This window comes from Microbispora sp. H10670 (genome assembly GCF_014161385.1).
GTDB classification, from domain to species: domain Bacteria; phylum Actinomycetota; class Actinomycetes; order Streptosporangiales; family Streptosporangiaceae; genus Microbispora; species Microbispora triticiradicis.
This window is the reverse complement of record NZ_JABBWW010000016.1, coordinates 155,060-180,194: the sequence shown is the minus strand read 5'-3', so window position 1 is coordinate 180,194 and position 25,135 is coordinate 155,060. Positions and strand designations below refer to the sequence as shown.

The 25,135-nt window shown below is 73.4% G+C and carries 23 protein-coding genes and 1 riboswitch; of the genes, 3 read left to right on the top strand and 20 right to left on the bottom strand.

Annotated features, from left to right (window positions below; translation table 11 throughout):
• Positions 1-22: 22 nt before the first annotated feature.
• The 9 genes from HHX33_RS22495 to HHX33_RS22455 all read right to left on the bottom strand — a co-directional run bounded on the left by HHX33_RS22495 (position 23) and on the right by HHX33_RS22455 (position 10,756).
• The gene (locus HHX33_RS22495) at positions 23-1,180 is read right to left on the bottom strand and encodes an NAD(P)/FAD-dependent oxidoreductase (protein ID WP_182876341.1); all 1,158 of its coding nucleotides are present in this window, start codon (positions 1,178-1,180) and stop codon (positions 23-25) included.
• Positions 1,177-2,883 (bottom strand): dipeptide ABC transporter ATP-binding protein, encoded by a 1,707-nt coding sequence (locus HHX33_RS22490; RefSeq protein ID WP_182876340.1) that lies wholly within the window; start codon positions 2,881-2,883, stop codon positions 1,177-1,179. The genes HHX33_RS22495 and HHX33_RS22490 overlap by 4 nt, the downstream gene beginning before the upstream one ends.
• Complete coding sequence (locus HHX33_RS22485) at positions 2,880-3,743, bottom strand: ABC transporter permease (protein WP_182876339.1); 864 nt, start codon at positions 3,741-3,743, stop codon at positions 2,880-2,882. Before HHX33_RS22485 ends, HHX33_RS22490 begins: the two co-directional genes overlap by 4 nt.
• The gene (locus HHX33_RS22480; RefSeq protein WP_182876338.1) at positions 3,744-4,703 is read right to left on the bottom strand and encodes an ABC transporter permease; all 960 of its coding nucleotides are present in this window, start codon (positions 4,701-4,703) and stop codon (positions 3,744-3,746) included.
• Entirely contained in the window at positions 4,700-6,349 is a 1,650-nt protein-coding gene (locus HHX33_RS22475) for an ABC transporter substrate-binding protein (protein WP_182876337.1), read from the bottom strand. The genes HHX33_RS22480 and HHX33_RS22475 overlap by 4 nt, the downstream gene beginning before the upstream one ends.
• Before the next feature lie 183 nt (positions 6,350-6,532).
• A riboswitch (SAM riboswitch) is annotated at positions 6,533-6,643 on the bottom strand.
• A gap of 142 nt (positions 6,644-6,785) precedes the next feature.
• On the bottom strand, positions 6,786-7,901 hold the full coding sequence (locus HHX33_RS22470; protein WP_182876336.1) for a sensor histidine kinase: 1,116 nt from the start codon (positions 7,899-7,901) through the stop codon (positions 6,786-6,788).
• The gene (locus HHX33_RS22465) at positions 7,894-8,592 is read right to left on the bottom strand and encodes a response regulator transcription factor (protein WP_182876335.1); all 699 of its coding nucleotides are present in this window, start codon (positions 8,590-8,592) and stop codon (positions 7,894-7,896) included. The genes HHX33_RS22470 and HHX33_RS22465 overlap by 8 nt, the downstream gene beginning before the upstream one ends.
• Before the next feature lie 5 nt (positions 8,593-8,597).
• Positions 8,598-9,308: a VanZ family protein gene (locus HHX33_RS22460; RefSeq protein ID WP_182876334.1), complete on the bottom strand. Its 711-nt coding sequence runs from the start codon at positions 9,306-9,308 to the stop codon at positions 8,598-8,600.
• Between the two features lie 191 nt (positions 9,309-9,499).
• Positions 9,500-10,756: a serine hydrolase domain-containing protein gene (locus HHX33_RS22455; RefSeq protein ID WP_182876333.1), complete on the bottom strand. Its 1,257-nt coding sequence runs from the start codon at positions 10,754-10,756 to the stop codon at positions 9,500-9,502.
• Between the two features lie 250 nt (positions 10,757-11,006).
• On the opposite strand from HHX33_RS22455, the gene HHX33_RS22450 reads away from it, so the two are divergent.
• On the top strand, positions 11,007-12,239 hold the full coding sequence (locus HHX33_RS22450; RefSeq protein ID WP_182876332.1) for an LLM class flavin-dependent oxidoreductase: 1,233 nt from the start codon (positions 11,007-11,009) through the stop codon (positions 12,237-12,239).
• On the opposite strand, the gene HHX33_RS22445 is transcribed toward HHX33_RS22450, so the two are convergent.
• The 3 genes from HHX33_RS22445 to HHX33_RS22435 all read right to left on the bottom strand — a co-directional run bounded on the left by HHX33_RS22445 (position 12,149) and on the right by HHX33_RS22435 (position 14,942).
• Positions 12,149-13,135 carry an ABC transporter substrate-binding protein gene (locus HHX33_RS22445; RefSeq protein ID WP_182876331.1) on the bottom strand — a complete coding sequence of 329 codons (987 nt, stop codon included), beginning with the start codon at positions 13,133-13,135 and terminating at the stop codon, positions 12,149-12,151. The two genes, HHX33_RS22450 and HHX33_RS22445, sit on opposite strands and share 91 nt — an antisense overlap.
• A gap of 80 nt (positions 13,136-13,215) precedes the next feature.
• Positions 13,216-13,983, bottom strand: a complete 768-nt coding sequence (locus HHX33_RS22440; protein ID WP_310741479.1) for an amino acid ABC transporter ATP-binding protein — start codon at positions 13,981-13,983, stop codon at positions 13,216-13,218.
• A complete protein-coding gene (locus HHX33_RS22435) occupies positions 13,980-14,942 on the bottom strand; it encodes an amino acid ABC transporter permease (RefSeq protein WP_182876330.1) in 963 nt (320 codons plus the stop codon). The genes HHX33_RS22440 and HHX33_RS22435 overlap by 4 nt, the downstream gene beginning before the upstream one ends.
• Positions 14,943-15,201: 259 nt before the next feature.
• Between HHX33_RS22435 and HHX33_RS22430 the strand changes: the two genes are divergently transcribed.
• Complete coding sequence (locus HHX33_RS22430; RefSeq protein ID WP_182876329.1) at positions 15,202-15,894, top strand: GNAT family N-acetyltransferase; 693 nt, start codon at positions 15,202-15,204, stop codon at positions 15,892-15,894.
• Between the two features lie 104 nt (positions 15,895-15,998).
• Entirely contained in the window at positions 15,999-16,622 is a 624-nt protein-coding gene (locus HHX33_RS22425) for a DedA family protein (RefSeq protein WP_182876328.1), read from the top strand.
• 136 nt (positions 16,623-16,758) lie between these two features.
• Here HHX33_RS22425 and HHX33_RS22420 read toward each other — a convergent pair whose 3' ends face one another.
• The 8 genes from HHX33_RS22420 to HHX33_RS22385 form a co-directional block, all read right to left on the bottom strand.
• Positions 16,759-17,967, bottom strand: a complete 1,209-nt coding sequence (locus HHX33_RS22420) for a sensor histidine kinase (RefSeq protein ID WP_182876327.1) — start codon at positions 17,965-17,967, stop codon at positions 16,759-16,761.
• Between the two features lie 134 nt (positions 17,968-18,101).
• Entirely contained in the window at positions 18,102-19,340 is a 1,239-nt protein-coding gene (locus HHX33_RS22415; RefSeq protein WP_182876326.1) for a sulfite oxidase, read from the bottom strand.
• 37 nt (positions 19,341-19,377) lie between these two features.
• Entirely contained in the window at positions 19,378-20,694 is a 1,317-nt protein-coding gene (locus HHX33_RS22410) for a lanthionine synthetase LanC family protein (protein WP_182876325.1), read from the bottom strand.
• A 62-nt stretch (positions 20,695-20,756) separates the two neighbouring features.
• Positions 20,757-20,960, bottom strand: coding sequence for a hypothetical protein (locus HHX33_RS22405; RefSeq protein ID WP_182876324.1), 204 nt, complete (start codon positions 20,958-20,960; stop codon positions 20,757-20,759).
• Positions 20,957-21,505 carry an NADPH-dependent FMN reductase gene (locus tag HHX33_RS22400; RefSeq protein WP_182876323.1) on the bottom strand — a complete coding sequence of 183 codons (549 nt, stop codon included), beginning with the start codon at positions 21,503-21,505 and terminating at the stop codon, positions 20,957-20,959. The genes HHX33_RS22405 and HHX33_RS22400 overlap by 4 nt, the downstream gene beginning before the upstream one ends.
• 88 nt (positions 21,506-21,593) lie before the next feature.
• Positions 21,594-22,100, bottom strand: a complete 507-nt coding sequence (locus HHX33_RS22395) for a flavin reductase family protein (RefSeq protein ID WP_111700195.1) — start codon at positions 22,098-22,100, stop codon at positions 21,594-21,596.
• A gap of 214 nt (positions 22,101-22,314) precedes the next feature.
• A complete protein-coding gene (locus tag HHX33_RS22390; protein ID WP_182876322.1) occupies positions 22,315-22,752 on the bottom strand; it encodes a hypothetical protein in 438 nt (145 codons plus the stop codon).
• Between the two features lie 81 nt (positions 22,753-22,833).
• Positions 22,834-25,095, bottom strand: coding sequence for a catalase (locus HHX33_RS22385; protein ID WP_182876321.1), 2,262 nt, complete (start codon positions 25,093-25,095; stop codon positions 22,834-22,836).
• Positions 25,096-25,135 lie beyond the last annotated feature (40 nt).

Below are 25,135 nucleotides of genomic sequence, written 5' to 3'. Positions count from 1 at the left end.
GGTTGGCTCCTTGTCGTGGATGTCAGCCGAGGATCCTGGCCGTCCCGAACCCGGCGGCCAGCTTCGCGCCGGTGGCGAAGCGGCCGGGGCCGAAGGTGGCGAGGCGGGGATCGGGGTCGCCGAGCAGCAGCCGGGCGACGTGGTCGCCCCAGGCGGGCGCGAGCTTGAAACCGTGACCGCTGGTGCCGGCGTCGACGTAGACGTGCTCGCCGACCTGGCCCGTGACCGGCTGCCAGTCGGGGCTCACGTCGTACAGCGAGGCCCAGCCGCCGGTCACCCGGGCGCGGCGGCGGGCCGCGGAGCGTACGGCGGAGGCCGCGGCGAGCGCCCCCAGCTCGTCGGGACGCGGGCCCGGGACGTCGTCCGGATCGGCCGCGGAGGCCGGGACGACCCCGCCGGTGAGGTACTGCGTGCGGGGCTGCGGGGTCGTGTAGTAGCCGCCGGGCAGGTCGATCAGGACGTGCGGCACGAGCCCGCCGGCGTCGGCGGGGTCGTGCTCGGAGACCGCCACGACGTGCCGCTCCACGGTCAGCGGCAGGTCCACGCCGAGCGGCCGCAACAGGGCGGCGGTCCACGGCCCGGCGGCCACGAGCAGCCGCCCGGCCCGGTGGACCACGCCGTCGGAGGTGGTCACCGCCGCCCCGCGGCTCTCCTCGGCGAGCGCGACGACCGGGCGGTGCGGGTGGAACACCGCGCCGTGCCGCCGCGCCGCGGCGGCCAGCCCGACCGTCGCAGCGTACGGGTCGGCGTACCCGGCGTCCGCCTCCCAGACGGCTACGGCGACGCCGTCGAGGTCCAGGCCGGGCAGCCGGGCGGGCAGCGCCCCGGCGCCGACCAGCTCGCTGCGGACGCCGAGCTCGCCGAGCCGCGCGGCGGTCTCGGCGGCCGCCCCGGCGTCGCCGGGACCGTGCAGGTAGAACGCGCCGGTCCGGCGGAACCCCGACTGGTGCCCGCCGGTGCGCTCCTCGAAGCCGGCGAGGAAGGCGATGCCGTCGCGTGCCGTCTCCGCCAGGAACGGGTCGGTGTAGTAGGCCCGGCAGATGCCGCCCGACCGCCCGGTGGGGCCGCCCGAGACCGGGCCCCGGTCGAACACGGCGACGGAGACGCCGCGCCGGGCGAGGTGGAACGCGGCGGCCGCGCCGTGCACGCCCGCCCCGACGATCGCGATGTCGTACGTCATGCCACGGCCTCCCGGTCGTGCGCCCGATGATCGAGCCGGGCCGTCTGGTCCGGTTGCGGTTCCTCGTCCGGCCGGGGTGTCCGGTCCAGCCGGGGGATCGCGGCCAGAAGCTCCCGCGTGTACGGCGCGGCCGGTTCGGTGAAGATCTTTCGGACGTCGCCGGACTCCACCACCCGGCCGTCCTTCATCACCAGTACCCGGTCGCTGACGTGGTGGATCACGCCGAGGTCGTGGGAGATGAACAGGTAGGCCACGCCGAGCTCGGCCTGCAGGTCGGCGAGCAGGTCGAGCACCTGCGCCTGGATCGACACGTCCAGCGCGGAGACCGGCTCGTCGCAGACGATCACCTGGGGCCGGGGGGCCAGCGCCCGGGCGATCGCCACCCGCTGCCGCTGCCCGCCCGACAGGCGCAGCGGCCTGCGGTCCAGGATCGACTCGTCCAGGCCGACCCGCGCGAGCAGCTCGACGGCCCGGTCGCGCCGGGTCCGGCGCGGCTCGCCGCCCACGGCGAGCGCCTCGCCGAGGATCCGCCGTACGGTGAAGCGGGGGTCGAAGGAGCTCAGCGGGTCCTGGTAGATCACCTGGATGTGCCGCCGCAGGGCGCGGCGCCCCGCGGGCCCCAGCCCCCGCCAGGACCTCCCGTCGACCTCCACCTCGCCCGCGTCGGGTTCCACCAGCCCCAGCACCAGGCGGGCCGTCGTGGTCTTGCCCGAGCCCGACTCGCCGACGAGCCCGAGCGTCTCCCCGGCCCGCAGCTCGAACGACACCCCGTCGACGGCCGCCCGGGGCAGCCCGTCCGGCCCGGTGAACGACTTGGCCAGCCCGGACGCCCTGACCACCACCCCGCCGGGCAGCACGGCCGGCGCCGGACGCGGCGCCGAGCCGTCCTCGGGCACGGTGAGCCGGGTGCCCCTGCCGTGCGCGGAGGGCACCGCGGCCAGCAGCCGGCGGGTGTAGGCGTGCCGGGGGGCGCCCAGCACGTCCCGGGTGGCGCCCTCCTCGACGACCACGCCGTCCTTCATCACCAGCACCCGGTCGGCGAGCTCGGCCACCACGGCGAGGTCGTGGCTGATCAGCAGCAGTCCCGCCCCGGCCCGCCGGCGCTCGGCCAGCAGCCGCAGGATCTGCGCCTGCACGGTGACGTCCAGGGCGGTGGTCGGCTCGTCGGCGATCAGCAGCCGGGGCGCGCAGGCGACCGCCGAGGCGATCAGAGCCCGCTGCCGCAGCCCGCCGGAGAGCTGGTGCGGATACTGCGCGGCCCGCAGTTCCGGCTCCGGCACCCCCACCTCGGCCAGCAGTTCGACCACCCGCCGCCGCACGTCCGCGCGCGGCACGGTCCGGTGCAGCCGCAGGGTCTCGGCGATCTCCCTGCCGACCGGGCGCAGCGGGTCGAGCGAGACCAGCGCGTCCTGCAGGACGTAGCCGACCTCGCCGCCCCGCACCGCCCGCCACTGCCGTTCGCCGTACGCCGTGACGTCGCGGCCGGCCACCACGAGCGACCGGGCGGTGATCTCGGCGCCGGGGCCGGTCAGCCCGATCAGCGTGCGGGCGGTGACGCTCTTGCCCGAGCCCGACTCCCCCACGATGGCGACGCACTCCCCCGGGCTCACCGTGAAGGAGATCGAGCGGACGGCCTCGACCTGGCCGAACGAGACCCGCAGATCGGACACCTCGACGATCGGGGTGACCCGCTGTTCGGTCACGACGGTCTCCCTTCGACGCGCCGCTGCAGATGGCGGCCGACGACCGTGACGGAAAGGACGGTGAGCGTGATGGCCAGCCCCGGGAAGACCGCGACCCACCAGGCGACGGAGAAGTAGTCGCGCCCGGCCGACAGCATCGCCCCCCACTCCGGGGCGGGCGGCTTCGGGCCGAGCCCGAGGAAGCTGAGCGACGACGCCGCGACCAGCGCGGTGCCCACCTCGATCGTGGCCACCACCAGCAGCGGCGCGAACGCGTTCGGCAGCACGTGCCGTGTGACGATCCCGGCCCTGGTCAGCCCGAGTGAGACGGCCGCCTCGACGTACCCGGACCTGCGGATGACCATGGTCTGGGCGCGGACCAGGCGCGCGTAGCCGGGCAGCGTGTAGGCGGCGATGGCGAAGACCGCGTTGAGCGTCCCCGGGCCGACGACGGCGATGACCAGCAGGGCCAGCAGCAGTCCCGGCAGCGAGAGCAGGATGTCGACGAGGCGCATGGCGGCCTCGTCGAGCACCCGGCCGCCGAGCGCGGCCAGCAGCCCGACGAGGGTGCCGCCGGTCACCGCGATCGCGGTGGCGGCCAGCCCGGCCAGCACCGACGGCCTCGTTCCGTACACGATCCGGGTGAAGATGTCGCGCCCGTTGGCGTCGGTGCCGAGCGGGTGCCCGCCGCCCGGTGGCCGGAGCGCCGCGACGGCGTCGGTGAGGTCGGGCGAGCCGTGCGCGACCAGGCCGGGCGCCACCGCGACCACGGTCACGGCCAGCAGGAACGCGGAGGCGGCCCAGACGCCGGCCCGCGGCACCCGGCGCCGCCGTCCGCGCCCCACGACCACGGCGGGTGCGGCAAGGGTGGACGTGGTCACTCAGGCACCTCGCAGTCGCGGGTCGATGGCCAGGTAGAGCAGGTCGAGCAGGATGTTGATGACGACGTAGAGCAGCGAGGCGATCAGCACCACGCCCATCACGACCGGCAGGTCCTTGTTGCCGACGGCCGCGAGGGTCAGCCGCCCGATGCCCTGCCGGGAGAAGACCGACTCGATGATCACGGCCCCGCCGAACAGGAAGCTGACCATCCACCCGGCCAGGGTGACCGTGGGCAGCAGGGCGTGCCGCAGCGCGTGCCGCAGGCGCACGCCCAGGTCGGACATGCCGCGCGAGCGGGCGGTGAGCACGAACGGCTCCTCCAGCGTGAGCTCCAGTCCCTCGCGCAGCACCTGGCTCAGCGTCGCGACGACCGGGATCGCCATCGCGACGGACGGCAGGACCAGGCTCTCCAGGCCGTCCCCGCCGGTGGCGGGGAAGATCCCCAGCCCGAACGAGAAGACGGTGAGCAGCAGGATCCCGGCCCAGAACGACGGGATGGAGATGCCGACCAGCTCGATGCCGGAGAACACCGCCCGCGCCCACCGGCGGCCCGCGGTCAGCACCGCGACCGTGACCGAGACCACGACCGCCAGGACGAACGACGAGAGCATGAGCTGGACGGACGAGCCGACCTGCTCGCCGATCGCCGAGGCGACCGACTGGTGCAGCTGGTACGACTGGCCCAGGTCGCCGTGCAGCACCCGGCCCAGGTAGGCGGCGTACTGGGCGGGCAGCGGCCGGTCCAGCCCGTAGTCGGCGATGATCCGGGCGCGGACCTCGGGTGTGACGGTGCTGCTGCCGATGAGCAGGTCGACGACGTTGCCCGGGGTGAGGTGGAGGCCGGCGAACGCGACCGTCACCGCGCCCCACAGCACCAGGACGGACGTGCCCAGCCGCACCAGCACCGGGCGGACCACCCGGGCGCGGGCCCGGGTGGCCGGTACGGCGACGGCGGTCATGCCTGCTCGACCCAGGCGCCGTAGAAGGTCGGGTACGCCTGCGGCTCCCAGCCGATGCCGTGGGCCTTCTTGCCGGTCCCGAGCAGGTAGTTGAACACGTACACCGGGAAGACCGCGGCCTCGTCGGTGACCCGCTGCTGCACCTTGGCGTACAGCTCGGCCCGCTTGGCCTGGTCGGTCGTGTCCAGCGCGTCGCTCAGCCAGCCGTCGACGTCCTTGTCGGACAGGCGGGCGGCGTTCTGCCCGAACTTGGCGGCCGTGGGGATGGCGGAGGTGTCGAACAGGTTGCGCAGGGTGTCGCCGTCGGCGCGCTGCCAGCTGAAGTCGATGAGGTCGTAGTCGCCCTTGGGATACTTCTCCAGCCATTCGTTGACCGTGCCGGAGACGAACTGGATCTCGAAGCCGATCTTCTTGGCCTCGGCCTGGATCTGCTCGGCCAGCGTGTCGCGCTGCTCACGCGCGAACGCCTTGAGGAACCCCCAGCGGATCGTCAGCCGCCTGCCGTCCTTGGTCCGGTAGCCCTCGGCGTCCTTCCCCGACCAGCCGGCCTCGTCCAGCAGCCGGGCGGCCGCCGCGGGGTCGTACTTCGTCTTTCCTTCGAGCGTCTTGTCGTACCCGTCGGTCGACGGGGAGATGGGGCCCGCCGCGGGCTGGAACGCCCCGAAGTAGAGGTTCTTGACGATCGTCGCGAAGTCGATGCCGTCGCGGAACGCCTGCCGGACCCGCTTGTCGGCGAACGGCCCGGAGGTCGTGTTCGGGTAGAAGTTGTAGTTGCCGCCCGGCGCCTGCCGCGTGGTGACGGTCAGCCGGGGGTCGCCCTGCACCTGCTTGACGTTCACCGGCGGCACGCTGGCGATCCCGTCGACCTGCCCGCTGGTCAGCGCGCCGAGCCGGACGGAGTCCTCGGTGATGACCTTGATCTCCAGCTTGTCCAGGTACGCCTCCCCGGTGTGCCCGGCGCCCTCCGGCGCCCAGGAGTAGCCGGGGTTGCGGTGGTAGGTGATGCCCTTCTGCACCACGTACTCGTCGATCACGAACGGCCCGGACCCGACGACCTTCTTGCACAGCGCGTCCTGCGGCTGCTTCAGCGACCGCGGCGACTCGATGCCGAAGTACGCGGTGGCGAGGGCGGACAGGAACGGCGAGTACGGCCTGCTGAAGTGGACCTTCACCGTGTGCGGGTCGACGACCTCGCTGCCCTTGTACGGCTCGATGTATCCCGCGGCGAGCTGCGACTTCGTGGCGGGGTTCACGATGTGGTCGAGGTTGGCCTTGACCGCCGCCGCGTCGAAGGGCGTGCCGTCGGAGAACTTCACGCCGTCGCGCAGGGTGAAGGTGTAGGTCTTCTGGTCGGGCGAGACGGTCCACTTGGTGGCGAGCCAGGGGTGGATCTTGCCCTCGGTGTCGAGCGACACGAGCGAGTCCAGGGCGGGCCGGGTGAACAGGCCGGCCACGTCGGCGGGGCTCTGATGGGGATCGAGGCAGGTGGAGGGCTCGGTGTTGACGGCGAACGTCAGCGTGCCGCCCTTGACCGGCCCGGCGGGGGCCTTGCCCGCCGCGGTGTCCTTGCCTGTCGTGCCGCAGGCGGCGAGGGCGAGGACCCCCAGAAGCGAGACGCCGATGGATAAGCGCGTGTTCGTGGACATCGGGGAGAGCCTTTCGGTGTTCAAGACGGGACGGCGTTCAAGAGGGAACGGCGTTCAAGAGGGGACGGCGGAGTGGGGAGGCGGCGTGTCCCGGCCTGTGCCCGCCCGAAACTCCCCGTGAGTGGCCATGCCGCCTCCCGGAGAGCGTGCCGCGCACGCCCCCATGACCAGGAGCCCCGATGGGGCCCGCGCTTGCGGCGCGACTGCCACGCCGCCAGGTTTTCCCCGGGGCACCCCGCGCGGTGCGAGGGTTGCCGGCCGACGAGCCGGGGCTTGGCGTCGGCGCTCAATACCTATAAATAAAGTAGGAAAACTAGGGTAATCTGTCAACACGCTTTCGCCGGGGATTCCGGCCTTTCCGCGAGGAGCGGCGGTCCGGTGACGACGAGTGGCACGGCCCCGCGGCAGCGGCCGGGGGCGAACCGGGCGGCCGTGCCTACGGCGCGCCGGGAAGCCGTACGGTGACGAGGAGCCCGCCGTGGGGGCCGGGAGCGAGATCGAGGGTCCCGTTGTGGGCGCGGACGACGCTGTGCACGATGGCCAGGCCGAGACCGGCGCCGGCGTGCTCGTCGGTGCGCACGCGTTCCGTTCCGCGCTGGAAGGGTTCGGTGAGGGTCGGAATCAGTTCCGGCGGGAGCGGGCGGCCCGTGTTCTCGACCCGCAGCAGGCTGGTGCCGCCGTACGCCTCGGTGTGGACCGTCACGGTGCCGCCGGCGGGGAGGTTGTGGACGATCGCGTTCTGGACGAGGTTCGTCACCATCCGCGCCAGGAGCTCGGCGGAGCCCTCGGTCCGGGCCGCCCCGCCGGTGACGTTCAGCGTGATCCGGCGTTGTTCGGCGAGCGGAAGCAGCGTCTCGGCGGCCTCCTCGGCCGCGAGGGAGAGGTCGACGCTCCCCCGGGTGAAGTCGCCGCGGTCGCCGCGGCTGAGCAGCAGGAGGGCCGCGGTGAGGTCGATCGCCCGCTGGTTGACGGTGTGCAGGCGGTCGAGGAGTTCGTCCCGGTCCCGCGTGGGGTCCCGGCGGGCCACGTCGAGGAGCGTCCGCGAGATCGCCAGCGGGGTGCGCAGTTCGTGGGAGGCGTTCGCGGCGAACCTCCGCTGCTCGGCGACGTGGGACTCGAGCCGGTCGAGCATCGAGTCGAACGCGTCGGAGAGCTCCCGGAACTCGTCCCGGCGGCCCTTCATGCGGATCCGGTGGGACAGCGACCCGTTCGCGGTCGTCCGCCGGGCCGCGTCCGTGATCTGGGTGAGCGGTGCGAGCATCCGGCCGGCGAGGAGCCATCCGCCCAGCAGGCCGAACGTCAGCAGAAAGGCCAGTGCCTGGCCCGCGCGGGGGACGAAGGCGCGCTGGAGGTCGGTGCGGTTGGGGATGAACCGCAGGGGCGCCGCCCCGGGCGGGGCGGCCCCCGGCCCGGTGCCGAGCGCGCCGTCGGGCACGTAGCGCAGCAGGAACACCCACACCACCGCCAGCAGGAGGGCGCCGGCGAGCAGGAGGAATCCGGCGTAGCTGAGGGTGAGTTTCAGCCGGGTGCTGAGCCCTGGGCGCCTATCCATGCGTGCTGCCGGGGCCCGTCCCCGTGGCGATGCCGGTGTCGATCCGATAGCCGACACCGGGCACCGTGGCGATGACCCATGGTTCGCCGAGCCGTTTGCGCAGCGCGGAGACGGTGATGCGCACGGCGTTGGTGAGGGGGTCGGCGTTCTCGTCCCAGGCCCGTTCCAGCAGCTCCTCGGCGCTGACGATCCCGCCCTCGGCGGCGACGAGGACTTCCAGCACGGCGAACTGTTTGCGGGTGAGCGCGACGTAGCGTCCGCCGCGGAACACCTCCCGGCGGAAGGGGTCGAGCCGCAGGCCCGCGATCTCGCGAACCGGGGGCCGGGCGTACGCGCGTCTGCGGTCGAGCGCCCTCAGCCGCAGGACGAGCTCCCGGAGCTCGAACGGTTTGGTGAGGTAGTCGTCGGCGCCGAGCCCGAACCCGGAGGCCTTGTCGTCGATCCGGTCGGCGGCGGTGAGCATGAGGATCGGGATACCGCTGCCGGAGGCGACGATGTGCCGGGCGACCTCGTCGCCGGAAGGGCCGGGAATGTCGCGGTCGAGGACCGCGATGTCGTAGGAGTTGACGCTGAGCAGTTCCAGGGCCGCGTCGCCGTCGCCGGCGATGTCGGCGGCGATCGCCTCCAGCCGCAGACCGTCGCGAACGGCTTCGGCCAGGTAGGGCTCGTCCTCCACTATCAGCACGCGCATACGGCTCAGTCTGCCGGTGCGGGCGCCGGTGCCGGCGCGGGGCGAGGCCGGTCCGGTGACGCCTCCGGGCGCCACCAGCGGCGCGACACGAGCCCGAAGAGCACGGCGCCTGCGGCGTTGACCAGCACGTCGTCCACGGACGACACCCGGTCGAGCCGCAGGACGTACTGCAGGGTCTCGACCACGGCCGAGCAGCCCGCCCCGAGCGCCAGGATCCGCGGCACGGACGCCAGCGCCGCGAAGCGCAGCGGCGCGAAGAACCCCAGCGCCGCGAAGATCAGCAGGTTGCCGCCGATCCCGATCGGCCCCATCGTGACCAGGTCCCGCAGCGGGATCAGGCTCACCCGGCCGGGGACGGTGCCGGCCCCCGGGCCCGGCATCAGGGTGAGCCACACGAACGGCACCGTCCCGTAGACCATCCCCACCTCGGCCAGCGACCTCCGCCACGCCGAGGTGACGCCGGCGGCCTGCCGGAGGAGCGCCAGACCCCACGTCACCAGAGCGGCCGCCGGCAGCCCGGCCAGCATCATGAGCAGCACGCCGTTCTCCGTGTCGAGGCAGCCGTGCCACCGTCCGGCCAGGCATGCCGGAGCGGTCATCACGAGCGGCCGCCGCACGGCGAACACGGCGCTCGCCAGGCCGAGGATCGCCAGGCCGGCGAGCACGATCCGGCTCGTGCGGCGGGGCGACGCTGACGGGGATGCGTGGTGGTTCATGCCTCCATTGGAGACGGAGGGCCGTTGCGGTGGCGTATGCGATTCCGCATACGTCCGCGATACACGTCGTCCGGCGCCTGGTGACCGGGGCCCCGCCGCGCGAAGCCCCGCACACTCACGTCCTTCTCCGGCGGGCCCACGCCCGCGGATCACGGCTCACGCCGCTCCGGGCCGTGTCACGGGCGAGCGCCTCAGCCGCCCGTCCCGCCGCCGGGCGAGGCCCCGGTGACGGCCCGCAGCTCCTGCCCGATGATGTCGACCAGCGGCGCGCCGTCGTGGTTGGTGAGGATGACGCCCACCCAGCCGGTGTCGGGGTAGATGCTCCAGTTGGCCCCGACACCGGGGTTGCCGCCGGAACGCTGGTACGCCCACTGGCCTTCGACGATGTCGATCGCGATCCCGTAGGCGGCGAACGACGCCGGCCCGAGGGGGGTCTTGGCCGCGGTGAGCACGTCGGCCCAGGGCCGGTCCAGCACCGTGCCGTCGCTCAGCGCCCGCGCGAACCGGGCCAGATCCGGCGCCGTGGCGAAGCCGCCGTCCCCGGGGGCGTCGATGAAGGCGCGGCCCGGGTTCTTGCCCAGGATGTACGGGTACGGGCTGCCCTTGTCCAGGTTGCCGAGGGCGTCCACGACGCCGCCGCCGGCCACCTCCATGTACGGGTGGGCGATGTGCCCGCCGGTGAGCCACTGCGGCCTGGTGTGGAACGCCGAGCCGGTCATGCCGCAGCGCCTGAAGATGTTCTCCTGGACGTAGTCCCAGTACGTCGCGCCGGACACGGCCTCCACGATCAGCGCGGGGATGGTGGTCTCCGCCTCCTGGTGGCCGGTGCCGGGAAGGCCCGGGACGCCTGTCAGTCTCGCCTGCCGGACCCGCCGCTCGTGATACTCGTGCACCTCGTCCCGGCTCCGGAAGACGCGTCGCACGTCCTCTTCGGGCATGTCCAGCCCGGAGGTGCCGGACAGCAGGTGGTGGATGGTCACCTGATCGGCGATGTCCTCGGCGAAGCCCTTCAGGTGGGTGCCCACCGTGTCCGTCAGCTTCAGCCTGCCCTGCTGGGCCAGCTGCAGGATGGCCACCGCGTGGAACGGCTTGCCCGCCGAACTGAGGGCGAACGCCGTGTCCTCGCGGTTGCGGATCCTCCTCTTCTCGTCGGCCATGCCGTAGCCGCGGGACAGCACCGTCCGGCCCCGGTGTGACAGCAGCACCACGCCGGAGAACCTGCCCTCGGCGGCGAGCCGGGCCACGTACCGGTCGTAGGCTCCGCCGGGCAGGGTGCCCGGCGGGATCCGGTCGCGCCCGTCCTGGGCCGCCGTGGGACGACCCGGCCGGTGCCGAGGCGGCGTGGCCGTTCCCGGCGCTCCGCCGGCCGCGACCACACCGGCGGCCGCCAGACCGCTCCACTTGACCAGCTGCCGCCGGCCGACATCACGTACCGAATCCGAGTCCATTCACACGGTCCTCTCCGGTGGGGAACCGGCGCTCTCAGCGACGCGCCGCGTATCGCTCCCACTGAAGAGGCCGGGCCGTTGCGGCGGCGTATGCGCTTCCCGATACGTTCGCGACACACGCTCGGGGAAGATCAGAGGACGGTCACCGTCACCAGGCGAATCCGGTAGCATTCCCTACTAAATCGGTCTGTTTGACGTGGTTTTCGATCGATGCCGTACGCCGGTCCTCATCCGCTGACGAGGTGACCTGATGCGCTTCCACTGGTTCCTGCCGACGACCGGCGACGGCCACGACGTCCGTTCCGCCATCATGACCACCGACGGCTTCCGCCCCGCCGCGCGTCCCGCCACCGTCGCGTACCTGACGCAGGTGGCCAGAGCCGCCGAGCACGCCGGGTTCGAGGCCGCGCTCACCCCCGTCGGCGCGGGCTGCCCGGACCCCTGGATCGTGTGCGCCGCGCTGACCCAGCACACCGAGCGCCTCAAGACGCTGGTCGCCTTCCGCACCGGGTACGCCCTGCCCACCCTGCTGGCCCAGCAGGCGCAGTCGTTCCAGGACGTCTCCGGCGGGCGGCTGCTGCTGAACGTCGTCACGGGCGGAGATCCGGTCGAGCAGCGCGCGTACGGCGACTTCCTCGGCCACGACGCCCGCTACGCGAGGACCGGCGAGTTCCTCGACGTGCTGCGCCGCGCCTGGGCGGGCACCCCCTTCGACCACCACGGCGAGCACTACCGCGTCGAGGGAGGCGGGCTCGCCGAGCCGCTCGACCCGGCGCCGGACGTCTACTTCGGCGGCGCCTCCCCCGCCGCCGAACGGGTCGCCGCCCGCCACGCCGACGTGGCCCTCATGTGGGGGGAACCGCCATCGGCGATCGGAGAGAGGATCGCCCGGCTGCGCGACCTCACGGCGTCGGCGGGCCGCGAGTTGCGGTACGGCCTGCGCGTCCACGTCATCGCCCGCGACACCGGCGCCGAGGCCTGGGCCGAGGCGGAGCGGCTGCTGGCCGGGATGGACCCGGCGCGCGTCGCCGAGGCACAGCGGCGTTTCGCCCGCTACGACTCGGTGGGACAGCGCCGCATGGTCGACCTGCACCGCGGGGACACGCGCGAACTGGAGATCCACCCGGGTCTGTGGGCCGGCGTCGGCCTGGTGCGCGAGGGCGCCGGAACCGCCCTCGTCGGCTCCTACGACGAGGTCGCCGCGCTGCTCCGCGAGTACGCGGCGCTGGGCGTCGGCGAGTTCGTCCTGTCCGGCTGGCCCCACCTCGAGGAGGCGTACCGGGTCGGCGAGTACGTCCTCCCCCGCCTCCGGGCCGCCGAACCGGCCGCCGGCGGCGGTCGCCCCCGCCACGAGACCCTCCTGACGGACACCGGCGGGACGGGACGGGGTGCCTACTGCTCGCGGGGCAGGCCGGGCGGGTTGACCTGGGATTCGGCGACGGCCTCGGTGGACAGGCCCCAGCGGGCGAGGACCTTGCCGTAGGAGCCGTCCTTGATCAGGGCGTTGAGGGCGTCGCTGATCGGCTTGGCCAGGCCGTTGCCCTTCTGGGTCATGGCGGCGATGAGCCCCTGGAGCGTGGGGCCCGCACCGGAGTAGGTGCCGACGATCTTGGTTTCACCGCTCACCGCGGCGTGGTACGCGGAGGTGGGGTTGGGCGCGAAGTACGCCTGGATCCGGCCGGACCTGAGGGCCAGGTAGGTGTCGGCCGCCTGCTTGTAGTACTGGATCTGGACGGGCTTCAGCCCGGCGGCGCGGTTCTGCCTGTCCCAGCTCAGCAGGATCTTCTCCTGGTTGGTGCCGGATCCCACGGCCACGGTGAGCCCGGCGACGTCGGCCGGCTTGGTGATCGAGGTGACGGGGCTGTCCTTCGGCACCTCCCAGGCGAGCTGGTCCAGCCGGTACGTCGCGAAGTCGTAGACGTCCTTGCGCTCCTCGGTCACGGTGACGTTGGAGAACCCGGCCGCGTACTTGCCGGACCTGACCGCGAGGAACAGGTTCTCCCACGAGGTGGGCTCGATGTGCAACTTGAGGCCGAGCACGTCGGCGACGAGGGAGGCGATGTCCTCCTCCACCCCGATCGGCGTGACGTTGTCGTCGGCGACGAAGGACAGCGGCGGCTCGAACGTCGAGGTGCCGACCAGGAACTCTCCCCTGGCCCGGACGGCGGCGGGAACCTCCGCGGCGATCGCGTCCACCTTCGCGGTCCGGATCCGGTCCTGCCGCGGGCTTGTGTTGATCTTCAAGCCGTCCGGCGCCGCCTCGGCGGCCACGGCCGCGGCGGCGGCGCCGGTCGCGGGTCTCTCGGAGGCCGTGCCGCAGGCCGCGAGCAGCAGCAGTGCGGACACGGCGAGTACGGCTGACCGGGGTGCGGATGACATGCGCTTTCCTTCGGGGCTTCTTGGGGCTTCTCGGGGCTTCTTGGGGTCTTTACGCGTCGCCTCTTCGCGGGGCTCGCCAGTCAGAGCACCCTGCCGAGGAAGGCACGGGTGCGGTCGTGCTCCGGCCGGTCGAGCACCCGCGGGGGCGGGCCCTGCTCGACGATCCGGCCCGCGTCCATGAAGGCCACGGTGTCGGCGACCTCGCGGGCGAAGCCGATCTCGTGCGTGACGACGATCATGGTGGTGCCGCCGCGGGCGAGCGCCTTCATGACTTCCAGCACCTCGCCCACCAGCTCCGGGTCGAGCGCCGAGGTGGGCTCGTCGAACAGCACCACCTTGGGCCGCAGGGCGAGCGCCCGGGCGATCGCGACGCGCTGCTGCTGTCCCCCGGACAGCTGCCGCGGGTAGGCGTCGGCCTTGCCGGACAGCCCCACCTGCTCCAGCAGCTCGGCCGCCAGCGCCTCGACCTCGTCACGGGGGCGGCGCTGGGCGGAGAGCGGGGCCTCGGTCACGTTCTGCCGGACCGTGAGATGGGGGAACAGATTGAAGTTCTGGAAGACGAAGCCGATGTGCGTGCGCCGGCGGAGGATCTCGCGTTCCTTCAGCTCGTGCAGGCGGTTCCCCGAGCGCCGGTAGCCGACGAACTCGCCGTCGATGGCGATGTACCCGCGGTCGATCTTCTCCAGGTGGTTGATGCCGCGCAGCAGCGTCGACTTGCCCGACCCGGAGGGGCCGATGATCACCGTCACCTCGCCGGGCCGGACCCGCAGGTCCACGCCGCGCAGGACCTCCAGCGAGCCGTAGCTCTTGTGGACGCCGCGCACGTCGACCATGAACTCGCCGCTCATCGCGGTCCCCCTTCGCCGCCGCCGGCGCGCCCGGGGGCGGCCCGCCGTACGGCGAGGGCCTGGCGCAGGCGCCGCATCCGCGCCGAGGGCCCCGGCCGCGCGAGGCCTCTGCCGAACCTGCGTTCCACGTAGTACTGCCCCACCGAGAGCACCGTGGTGAGGACGAGGTACCAGATCGCCGCCACCAGCAGCATCGCGATCACCCGGCCGGTCCGGTTGTAGATGACCTGCACCTGGTAGAAGAGCTCGGGCAGCGCCATGATGTAGACGACCGAGGTGCCCTTGACCAGGCCGATGATCTCGTTGCCGGCCGCCGGCACGATCGACCGCATGGCCTGCGGAAGCTGGATCCGGAGGATCTGCCGGGCCCTCGGGATGCCGAGCGCCGCGGCCGCCTCCAGCTGGCCCGGGTCCACCGACAGGAAGCCTCCGCGCACGATCTCGGCGGCGTACGCCGCCTGGTGCAGCGCGAGGCCGAGCGCGGCGGCCGTCACCGGCCCGATCAGGTCCATCGTGCCGACGGAGAGGAAGGCCGGCCCGAACGGCACCCCGAAGGAGATCTGTTTGTACAGGGCGGCGAGGTTGTACCAGAACAGCAGCTGCAGGATCAGCGGCACCGAGCGGAACAGCCACACGTAGCCCCACGCCACCGACGCGAGCAGCGGGACGCGCGACAGCCGCATCAGCGCGAGCACGGTCCCCAGCAGGAAGCCGAGCGCGATGCCGAGCCCGGTCAGCTCCACGGTGAACAGCACCGCGTGCAGCACCGAGGGATGGAACAGGTATTCGCCGACCACCGGCCAGTCCCAGGCCGGGTTGGTCACCAGCGCGTTGCCCGCCATCGCGAGCAGCACCGCCACCGCGGCGCCGGCGATCCAGCGTCCGGGGTGACGCGCCCTGACCACGGTCAGGGCGGCGGACTCCGCCGTCGTCTCCTCCAGCACGACAGGAGCGGTCATCGTGCCTCCGGGGTGGCGAGTGGACGGATGTCTGCCGACGGCGCGGGGCCCGGGGCCGGGATCGGCCCTCGCGGCGGCCGCGCCTGATCTCGTCCTCATCTTGGGGGCAAGCCCGATATACCGTCAAGACCTACTTGTTTAGTAGGTTTATGAACGCATCGTCAGACGCACGAACGGCGGGAGGTCCGATGGCGAAGGCATACCTGTCCCCCCATCAGCACGGCACGGCAGGAACCGGCGTGACACGGGGAGAGGCGCGATGAGCGACCGGCACCCCCTCGACAACCCCGTCTGGGCGTCGCTCACCGGACCCCACGCCCACCTCGCCGAACGGCACGGCAACGCGCTGCGCTACCCCGGCGACGTCTCCCCCTTCCACACCCTGCCCGACGATCCCGGCCCCGGCGACTGGAACGACCTCGCCGTGCTCGCCGGGCCCGGCGCGACGATCCCGGTCACCGGTGTGACCCCTCCTCCGGGGTGGGAGGTGGTGATGCAGGGCGCCGGCGTGCAACTGGTCGGCGACGGCGTGGTGCCCGTCCGGGACGACGAAGCCGTCCGCCTGGGGGCGGCCGACGTGCCCGACGTGCTGGACCTCGTGGAGCGCACCCAGCCCGGCCCGTTCCGGCCGCGCACCATCGAACTCGGCACCTACCTGGGCATCCGCCGCCGCGGCGCGCTGGTCGCGATGGCCGGGGAACGGCTGCACCCGCCCGGCTGGACGGAGATCAGCGCCGTCTGCACCGACCCGGCCTTCCGCCGGCAGGGCCTGGCGGCCCGGCTGGTGCTGGCCGTCGCCGCCGGCATCCGGGCCCGCGGCGAGATCCCGTTCCTGCACGCCGCCGAGAGCAACACCGACGCCATCCGCCTGTACGAGGCGCTCGGCTTCCGCCTCCGCCGCCGGACGACCTTCACCGCCGTCCGCGTGCCCGCCGACGTGCCGGTCGCCTGAGAAGGCCCGCGCCGGGCGGCGGCGCCTCGCCGACGCGCGGGCGGAGGACGGCCCCCTGAGCACGACCGTGTGACCATGTCGGTTGGGGGCCGTCTGGAGGACACGTGGATGCGATCATCAACTGGCTTTCGGGCCTGTCGGGCATCGCGGTCTACGGGGTCGTGGCCGCTCTGGTCTTCGCCGAGGACGCGCTGTTCGTGGGGTTCGTGATCCCGGGTGAGACGGCCGTCGTGCTGGGGGGCGTGCTGGCCGGCCAGGGCAGGCTCTCGGTGTACTGGCTGGCGCTCGTGGCGGTGCTGGCCGCCGTCGCGGGCGACAGCGTGGGGTACGCCATCGGCCGTCGCGTCGGCCCCGGCGTCCTCGGCGCGCGTCCGCTGCGCCGCCGCCGGGAGCGGGTGGAGCGGGCCCGGGAGATGGTCCGCCGGTGGGGGCCCCAGGCGGTGCTCCTCGGCCGGTTCGTCGCGTTCCTGCGTGCCCTGATTCCCACGCTGGCCGGGGTCTCGCGGATGGAGTACCGGCGATTCCTGCTGTTCAACGTGGTGGGCGGGGTGCTGTGGGGGGTCGGTTACACCCTTCTGGGCTACTTCGCCGGCGCGGCGTACCGGCGGGTGGAGTCGGCCGTCGGCGGCGTGGCCGCGGCCGTGGTCGCCGGGGCCGTCGTGATCGCCCTGGTCGTGTGGCGCGTCCGGGCGCACAGGAAGGGCACGGGGAGATCGCCTCTCCGGTGAAGGCCGCCGGGAGACACGTGCTCCGCGGGCGGTCCCACCGCGTCACCGGCCCCGCGTACCCGCGTCGCGGCTCGACCCGTGTGACCGGCCCGCATGACCGGCCCGCGTGACCGTCGGCCGCGGTCGGCACGCGCGGTCAGCCGCGGACGCTCCGTCTCTGACGGAAGGCGGCCTGTTTCCCGGGGGGTTCGAGCGGCAGCCGGGCCGCGAGGACGAAGCCGCCGTCAGGGGTCGGTCCAACGGTGAGGCTGCCGCCCAGCAGGCTGACGCGCTCCCTGATGCCGGGGAGGCCGTAGCCTCCGCCGAGCAGCGGCGTCCTGGTCGCCGCCCGCCCGCCGGGCCCCGCACCGCCCGCCGGGCCGCCCTTGCCGCCCGCTGCGCCACCCCCTGTGCCATCCACTGTGCCGCCACCCACTGGGCGGCCCGCGGTGTTGACCACGGAGATGTCCACATGGCCCTGCTCGATCGCGCCGGCGATCCGGACCTCGGAGCCGGGGGCGTGCCTGCGCACGTTGTTCAGCCCTTCCTGGACGAGCCGGTAGCACACGTGCGTCACCTCCGGCGGCAGCGCCCCCGGGGGGACGTCGAGCCGGACGTCGACCCGCAGCCCGGCGGCCCTCGCGTCCTCGGCCAGGCGGGCGATCGCCTCGGCCCCCTCCACCACCGGCACGTCCTCCCGGCGGAGCATGGTGAGCAGCTGCCGCAGCTCGCCGAGCGCCTCGACGCCCTTGTCCTCGATCCCCTCGGCGAGATCGGGGATGTCGGCGGGATCCACCGGATCCCGGATGAGGCCGGCGTTGAGGACCATGCCGGTGACCGCGTGCGTCACGGTGTCGTGCAGCTCCCGGGCGATCCTGCGCCGCTCCTCAAGGACGGCCGACTCCTCGCGCTCACGCACCCCGGCCCTCAGCTCGCGGATCCTCCCCCGGTGGTCGTACACCCAGGTGCCGACCAGCGCGGGCAGGTAGACGAGCGTCACCGCGCGTACCACGCTCAGGTAGAAGATCCGGTCCGTATAGGGGTTCTGGTAGTCGACCACGAGATACACCGCCATGAGCGCCAGCGCCACGTACGTCCACGAGCGCGCGCGGTGCTCCGCCGTCAGCGAGAAGACGGCGAGGACCATCGGCACCGTCTCACCCACGAGGCAGGCGCAGAGCACGCCGGCGACGATCGCCGGCCAGGGGGTGTAACGCCGCAGCAGCATCGTCGCGGCGGTGGCCGACCCGACGGCGAGCTCCACCGGTTGCGGCACTCCGTCCCACAGCGAGAAGGAGTGGCCCATCACCGTCGGCGGGATCGTGAACGCGATGACGGCGGCGGCGAGCAACAGGTCGACCAGCACCGCGCCATGTGACGTGCGAATCTGCGCCAGATTTCGCCACATATACAACTTTTTGCCCGTTTACGCGAGCACCCACGCCCCCTGTCAGTAGATCTTCGCGCGGCCCGTCCGGCCGCGGCCTCCCCCGCCGCCGGTCAGGTCACGACGACCGGGTGGCGCACCACCGCGTCGAACGCGTACCCCAGGTGGTTGTACGCCGCCCGCTCCGGCTGCACGGCGCCCGTCTCGTCCACGGCCCGGGCCAGCAGACCCGCCTCGCCCACGCCGGGCGGCGCCCAGCGGAAGGTCCACCTGACCCACCCGTGCGGGCTCCTGTCGCCGTGCAGGCGCGCGGGCCGCCACGACACGCCCTCGTCGTCGCTGACGTCCACCCGGACCACGCGGCCGTTGCCCGACCACGACCGGCCGTGCAGCAGATGGCCGCGTCCCGCGCGGAGGCGGGCCGGCCAGGGGAGTTCGAAGGCGCTCTTCACCCCCGTCCGGGTCAGCGGGGGACCTCCCCCCGGCGGGTGGCCGGGGCCGTGCATGCGATAGAGGCGGCTGCTCCACGGCGACTCCAGCGGCTCGGCCGACACCTCGACGTCTCCCAGCCACTTGATCCAGGCGATCCCCGCCCACCCCGGCACGACCAGCCGCGCCGGGAAACCGTGGTCGGGCGGCAGCGGCCGCCCGTTCATCTCGTACGCCACGAGGACGTCGTCCAGCGCCTTGGTCACGGGAAGCGGGCGGCGTACCCGGCCGAGGTTCTCCCCGCCGTCGACGTAGTCGGGGTCGAGCCCGCGCGGCATCAGCGCCACCGCGTCGCCGGTCATCCCCGCCCTGCCGAGGAGCGCCGCGAGCGGCACGCCCCGCCAGCGCGCCACCCCCACCGCTCCCAGCCTCCAGGGGGTGCCGGTCACGTCCTGGCTCTGCTGCTCCCCGTACAGGCTCCGGCCGTTGCCCGCGCACTCGACGAACGCCGTCACCTCCTCCGCGGGCATGGCGAGCAGGTCGCGGTAGGTGAACGAGACCGGGCCACGGCGCAGCCCGCTCCCCCACAGGGTGAGCCGCCACGAGGCGGCGTCGATCAGCGGCGTCGACGTGTGGTTGCGGACGAAGAACAGCCGTTCGGGCGTCAGGTCGCCCTCGCCCCGCAGGGCCTCCCACCGCGTCTCGGCGTTGGTGCCGTGCACGGCGAACAGGCGGGCCGGCAGCGCCTTCCGGATGCCGGGCGGCGGTGCGGACGGCGTCAGCGGCGTGGGCGGTGGCGCCGGCACTGGTGGTGCGGACGGCTCTCCCGCTCCGGGCGCGCGCCGGCCCGTCCCCCGGTCGCCCGGCGCCCGGTCGCCCGTCGTGGTCGTGGTCGTGGTCGTGGTCGGGAAGCGTGGATCCACACGTCACCTCCGCGCTGTCGGCGCCTCGGACACTCCACTAGCTCGCCGGCCTCCGCAGGGCGACGGCCGGCAGGGGGATGGGCGGGAACGGGTTGTCGGGCAGCAGGATGACCCGGCGCGGCCGGTCCGCCTGCCCCGCCGCGTCGAGGTGCAGCAGCGCCGCCCCTATCCCCGCCGCCCCCGTCAGGTAGCCGGTGTCGGCCGACACCTCGCCGGGGCGCTGCCGCCGGTACGCCTGGTACCAGCGGTATCCCCGCTCGTCGTAGCCCGTAGCCCTGCCGATCAGGTGGTCGGCGAGCCTGCGGGCGAACTCCAGGTGCTCCTGCTCCCCCGTCGCCGCCCACAGGCCCACGTACAGCTCGATCAGCCCGGCGGTGCCGCAGCACTGGCAGGCGACGTTCCACAGGCCCGCCGTCTGGCGGAAGGGCGCGCCCGACTCCCTGACCCCCGCGGCGAGCCGCCTCACCCATTCGAGCTCGCCGCTGTCTCCGGTCACCCGGTAGAGCTCGTAGAACATGCGCGCGACTCCGGCGGACCCCGAGCAGTAGCCCAGGTAGTCGCCGACCACGGCGCCGTGTCCCGTCGCCACGCCCGCGGCCCTGACGACGCCCGCGCCGCGGTGCGCCGCGTCGAGGAACGACCGGTCGCCCGTCGCGGCGTACAGGCGGGCGAGCAGGAAGGCCGTTCCGGCCGCGCCGGTCAGGAAGCCGGGCGCCGCCGCCTCGCCGGGAAGGACCGGGCACGTCGCGGTCTCCTCGCGGGGTCCCGCCAGCCGCGCGATCCGCCGGCCCGCCTCGACCGCCATCTCCTCGTAGGCGGGCACGCCGAGCGCGGTGGCGGCGCGCAGCAGCCCGAGGACGACGCCGCCGTCGCCCCGCAGGGTGGGATCCCCCGACCAGCCGATCCCGCCGCCGTCGAACGCGCGGGCGCTCCGCACGATCCGGTCGGCCACCGCGACCGCCGTGGCCTCGAACCGCTCCTCGCCGAGGGCCCAGCCCGCCTCGGCCAGCGCGAGGACGACGCCCGCCAGGCCGTGGTGCAGCGACATGTCCCCCTGCTCGGGACACGTCGCGGCGAGGTAGCGGGCGCCGGCGCGGGCGTCCTCCAGGTAGGCCTCGTGCCCGGTTCCGGCGGCGAGCTCCAGGAAGAACAGCACGATCCCGGCCGCCCCGGAGTGCAGGGACACGGGCCCGCCGGCCGTCGCCGGCCTGCCGTACGGGTCGGGGTTGGCCCGCCACCGCCTTCCGCGCTCGTCGTCCACGGCGGCCGCGCGGATCCACCGTCCCGCCATGATGGCCGCCGTCAGAGGAGTCTCTGCCCGCTCACTCGACGAGCGGATCGGGTCCCTGCCCATGGGGTTTACTATCCCACAAACCCAGTAGGTAATACCAATTTTTCTTACCGCCGGCGCCCGGGTCAGCGCCGCGAGCCGGAGCGCCACCGGAGCCACCGGCCTCCGGTCTCGTGCTCGCCCTCCTCGGGCGCGGCGTCGTCGTCGGGCAGGTCGTACCAGTGGGTGTCACCCGGATAGCGGTCAGGGAGCGCCTCCGCGGCGTTCCCCGGCCCGTCTCCCAGTCCGTCCCCCACCGCGTCCCCCAGGGCGCCGGCCGGGACCGTCACGCCGTGACCTTCCCCCGCACCGCCGGCGGCGCCTGCGCGGCCAGCTGTGCGGTCACCTGCGGGGCGACCCTGTCGGCCCATTCGCCGAGGACCCGGTCGAGGTCGGGGATCTCGGACTCCCGCAGCGCCAGGCCGGGGGTGGGCACGAGCGCGCCCAGTTCGACCAGCACGGGACGCAGGTGCAGCTCGACGGCCAGCGAGTGGCGGGCGTCGCCCATGACCAGCAGCGGCAGGGCCACCGTCCCGGTCAGCGCGCCGCCCGGGAGACGGTCGAGGAACGCCTTGAGCAGCCCGGTGTAGGTGGCCTTGTAGGTCGGGCTCGCCACCACGAGCACACTCGATCCCGCGACCAGTTCCAGCGCCACCTCCACGCTGGGCGAAGGGCCGGGGGTGAACAGGTGCGGCCCGAGCGCGGACAGGTCCACGACCTCGGGCGGCGCGCCGTGCCCGATCCGGGAGCCCAGCGCCTCTGCCGCCGCCACCGCCGCGAGGCGCGTACGGGAGCCACCGCGTGGATTGCCGACCAGTGCCACAAGAGAGCTCATGACGCCACCACGGGGGCGTCCGGACGGGAGTTGCCGTAGACCATGGATGATCCTCCAGAGGAAGAGGGGGCCGGGAGTCCCCGGGTGATCACGAGTGCTCGACGAACCGGCCGAAGCGGCCCTGATGGTAGAGGAGAGGACGCCGCGGCCCGTGTAGGTCGGCCTGGGTGACCAGGCCGACGACGAGGATGTGGTCGCCCATGCCGACCCGCTCGTACGGCAGGCAGATCAGGTGCGCGGAGACGTCCTCCAGCAACGGCGCCCCGAGCGGTCCGGAACGCCACCGGGTCGGTTCGGCGAACCGGTCGGTGCCCTTGCGCGCGAACCGGGCGGCGAGATCGGCCTGGTCGCTGGTCAGCACGTTCACCGCGAAGTGGTCCGCCTCGCGCAGCGAGGGCCAGGTCGTGGACGCCTGATCCACGTAGAAGGAGACAAGTGGCGGGTCCAGGCTCACCGAGGAGAACGAGGTGGCGGTCAGGCCCACCGGAACCCCCCCGCTCTGCGCTGTGATCACTACGACGCCCGCCGCGTGCACCGCGAGCGCACGCCTGAAGCCGTCGGCGTTCAGAGCGGGGCCGGGCAGAGTCTGCGTCATGGGACCTCCATGCGTGTTCACCGCTGCCGGGAACCCCCCGTCGCGTGGGCGGAGCAGCGTTACATTCCCTACTAAATTAGTCTGTTTACCCGGTTTTGGGAAGTGCCGTCACGCCTTGGCAGGCCGGCCGGACAGCCGACCGGCGCCGGACCACGCGAGTACGCGTGGCCCGGCGCCGGTGGCGGGGAGATCGGGAGGCGGGAGATCCGGGAGGTCAGGAGTCGCGCCGGCCGGGGGCGCTGATCGGATTGACGCTCCATCCGCCGACGTCGTCGACCCGGATCCGCCAGGTCGCTCCCGGGCCCTGCGGCAGATGGTCTCCGGTCACCGTGAAGGCGTCGACGAGGTGCAGGTAGGCCGGGAGTTCCGGTTCCGGGGCGCTCCCGCCGGCGAGCGCGGCGGCGTGGCGCTCGCTGCGCTCCCTCGCCTGCTCGGCGACGGGCGTGAAGAAGTCCTCGAGCCCCTCCCCCTCGCCGTTCCCGGCGCGCGATCGGCGGATCTGCGCGACGACCGTGGCGGCGTACTCCTCGGCGGAGACGAGGATGCCGGTGATGACCGCGCCGTTCACGGCGAGGGTGACGCTCATCTGTCCCCTGGCCGTGTCGACGGCGAAGACCAGGGCCTGCAGGACGGGATCTGCTGCGACGTTCATGGAACGCAGATTGCCCCCGGGACGACGGGGCATGCCTCGTCGTCCCGGGTGTCCGCGGGCGGACGCGCCGTGGGCGCGGTGTCAGGCGACCGAGGCCGGGAACCGCTCCCAGACCCGGTGGGCGGCCATCAGCCGCCGCACGCCGGAGAGGACCTCCGTGGCGGAGTCACCGGTCACCACTCCCGGCGCGCCGGTGATCCCGGCCTGCGTGAGCACGGCCGCGCCGGCGCCCCAGGCGCCGATGGCCTTGGCGTGCCGCCAGCACTCGTCGACCAGGAGCGTCACGCGCGGGTCCACCGCGCCGGACCCGTCCGCGCCCGCCTTGGCGTCGCGCGCGGGCAGGGCGCCGGGCGCCGGCGCCGGGGCCGTCGCCAGCAGCAGCGCGTCGAACTCGATCGACCGGGCGGTCGCGAAGGTCCGCTGCACCGGCACGTCGTCCAGCATGCCGCCGTGCGGGGCGATCACCAGCGGCACCATGCCCGCCGCGAACACGGCCGTGCGGAGTTCGCGTACGGCGCCGAGGTCGGCGGCGGCGTCGGCGACGATGCCGACCATGCGGCCGTCCGCCGGCCACTCCTTGCCCACCTGCGACAGCGCGGCGCTGGGCGCCGGGTCGGCGAGCGGCAGCGTGGGCTCCGGCACGGGCAGGCCCAGCCCGGTGGCGACCTCGCGGCAGAGCACCGGGTCGATGTTCGCCAGGCACTGGAGCTGGCGCTCCTTGATCGCCTGCTCGTAGCACTTGCCCAGCTCGAAGGTGTAGGCGCGGATGATGTGCTCCTTCTCCACCGGCGACATGCTCAGCCAGAACAGGCGCACCTGGCTGTAGTGGTCGCCGAAGGACGCGGGGGTCGCCCGGACCTTCCGCGCCTGGGCGACCTGGACGGGCGTGTCGGTGAACGCGTTCTCGGCGTCGCCCGCGACGAACGGGTTCCCGCCGTCGAGGGAGTTCGGCCGGTACGGCGCGACCCCGGCGTGGACGGCGTGCTGGTGGAAGCCGTCCCGGAGCATGTCGTTGACCGGGCAGCGCGGGCGGTTGACCGGGATCTGCGCGAAGTTCGGCCCGCCGAGCCGGGTGATCTGGGTGTCGAGGTAGGAGAACAGCCGCGCCTGCAGCAGCGGGTCGTTGGTGACGTCGATGCCCGGCGGCAGGTGGCCGGGGTGGAAGGCGACCTGCTCGACCTCGGCGAAGAAGTTCGTCGGCGTCCGGGTGAGCGTCATCCGCCCGATCGCCTGCACCGGCGCGAGCTCCTCGGGCACGATCTTGGTGGGGTCGAGCAGGTCGACGCCCTCGAAGGTCTCGTCCGGCGTGTCCGGGAAGACCTGGATGCCGAGCTCCCACTCGGGGAAGGCGCCGGCCTCGATCGCGTCGTAGAGGTCGCGGCGGTGGAAGTCGGGGTCCATCCCGCCGAGCATCTGCGCCTCCTCCCAGGTCAGGGAGTGCACGCCGAGCTTCGGCTTCCAGTGGAACTTGGCCAGCGCCGTCTCCCCCGCCTCGTTCACGAGCCGGAAGGTGTGGACGCCGAAGCCCTCCATCGTCCGGAAGGAGCGCGGGATCGCGCGGTCGGACATGTTCCACATGGTGTGGTGCTGCGCCTCGGTGTGCAGGGAGACGAAGTCCCAGAACGTGTCGTGCGCGCTCTGCGCCTGGGGGATCTCCCGGTCCGGGTGGGGCTTGCCCGCGTGGATGACGTCGGGGAACTTGATCCCGTCCTGGATGAAGAAGACCGGGATGTTGTTGCCGACGAGGTCGAAGGTGCCCTCGTCGGTGTAGAACTTCGTCGCGAAGCCCCGGGTGTCGCGGACCGTGTCGGCCGAGCCGCGCGAGCCGAGGACGGTGGAGAACCGCACGAAGACGTCGGTCTTCCTGCCCTTCTTGAGGAAACCGGCCTTTGTCACCGTTTCGGCGGTGCCGTACGCCTCGAACACGCCGTGAGCGCCGGCGCCCCGGGCGTGGACGACGCGCTCGGGGATGCGCTCGTGGTCGAAGTGGGTGATCTTCTCGCGCAGGTGGTGGTCCTGCAGCAGGGTCGGGCCGCGCTCGCCCGCCTTCAGCGAGTGGTCGGTGTCGCGCAGCCGCGCCCCCTGCGCGGTGGTGAGGTGGGCACCCTGCTGGGCCTTGGCGGCGGCGGGCGCGCCGGTCTCCGCCCCGGTCGGCGTGACGGTCGCGGGAGCGCCCTGCTCCTTCTTGGGCGGCAACGGGTCGTGCGGCGTGGTCGGCTCCTCCAGGGTCGCGGGGGCGCTGCCCGGCGAACCGGGGACGTCCGGCGTCAGAAACTCGGCGACCTTCTCGGCGGCGTTCTCCACGACGTCCTTGACGACCTTGGCGGGCTTGCTGGCATCCATGCGGCGCGTTCCTCCCCGAGCGGCTATGAGCAGATCCGCG